The 1,403-nt window shown below is 58.6% G+C and carries 2 protein-coding genes; both read left to right on the forward strand.

Annotated elements, in window-relative coordinates; translation table 11 throughout:
* Nucleotides 1-133: 133 nt before the first annotated feature.
* Entirely contained in the window at nt 134-841 is a 708-nt protein-coding gene (locus tag PAF17_RS20020; protein ID WP_271890816.1) for a hypothetical protein, read from the forward strand.
* A gap of 129 nt (nt 842-970) precedes the next feature.
* The gene (locus tag PAF17_RS20025) at nt 971-1,204 is read left to right on the forward strand and encodes a hypothetical protein (protein WP_271890817.1); all 234 of its coding nucleotides are present in this window, start codon (nt 971-973) and stop codon (nt 1,202-1,204) included.
* The last annotated feature ends 199 nt before the right edge of the window (nt 1,205-1,403 follow it).

Genomic DNA, 1,403 nt, shown 5'->3' on the forward strand with positions numbered 1-1,403 from the left:
GGTGATCTGCGCGACCGCGTCACGCTTGAACTCGGCGCTGAAATTGCCTTTGCCCATCTCGGCCTCCTTGCCTCAAAATTAGGGAAGAAGGCGTCTACGAATCTAGGGGCTATTCAAACAGATCATTGCGTCCTTGAATAAGTTGCGCTCGGTTTGGGACCCGGAACAGAAATACTCGCTCTACAGTTTCGAGCGCCAGCCGCAGACCTTCCCCGATGTGGTGTTGCGCGCCTCCGCGCCCGACGTTGAACCGCAGGTACTCATGGGGATTGAACTCAAGGGATGGTACGCGCTTGCCAAGGAAGGCGAGCCGAGTTTCCGCTACAACGTGACACCTGCCGTTTGCGCCCCCGCCGACTTGCTCGTCGTCGTGCCTTGGGCGTTGTCTAGGGTCATTTCGGGATCGCCGCAGGTCTTTACCCCGTATGTGATCAATGCACGGCAGGCGGCTGAGTATCGCAATTGGTATTGGGAACACGCGCGCGGCGGCAAGGGCACTGACCGAGGCGTGATCCTGTCGTCCGTCACCACACACTACCCGAACAAGGCAGACCCTATCTCTGACCAAGCGGTGAAGGACGGCGGCAAGAATTTCGGGCGGTTCGCGGGTTCGAAGGCGATGGACAGCTACATCGCGGAACTGTTCGACGACAAGCTGGCGGGCATCCCACTATGGGCGTGGCAGAAATTCTTGCTGCTGTTCACCGAGGGACAGACGACAGAAACTGTGCAAGCAGGCCTCGACGCACTAGCCGCGCGTGCAGGCACCGTTCCCGAAGCCGAACGCACCGACCTTGCAGACAAGTTCCGCGAGATCGGAGACATGATCGCCGGCGACTAACCTCAAGTCCCCAGCATTTCAAACATACAACAGGCAGCGCCTCAATCTCCGGCTGAGAAGCGCCGGGGTCAGGCCCGATAACTCAGTTATGCCCGGAACATTTCGGGAACCATTAACGGAGTGACAGACATGACCACCTATACCGACATGACGAAGACCGAACTCAACGACCTGCTTCCCGAGAACCTGCGCTGCAAGAATGCGTCGCAACTCAAGAAGGCCTCTAAGGCCCAACTGATCGACATGCTCGAACGCCGTGACGCGACGCAGGCAGAGGCGCAGGCGCAGGCGCTGCGCTCGGTCGATGAGAAAATCCGGGATGCCAAGATCGTCAAGGCACCCAAGGCCCGCAATCCGCGCTAACTGTCCGACCGCGTGATTCTCGAACCCGGCAAGCCGGAAGACGTCAAAGCGACCAAGGCAGGCAGCAAGCGACACCTGATGGCCAAGGATGGACCTGTCGCGGTTTGATTCCGCTCCTTTGATAGCATTTACTGCAACAAAGGCGACTGCCTATGGGACTGAAACGGACGGAAGAATTCCGCCAAGATGCGGTGCGTAT

It is taken from the genome of Paracoccus onchidii, assembly GCF_028294535.1.
Classification (GTDB): Bacteria; Pseudomonadota; Alphaproteobacteria; order Rhodobacterales; family Rhodobacteraceae; genus Paracoccus; species Paracoccus onchidii.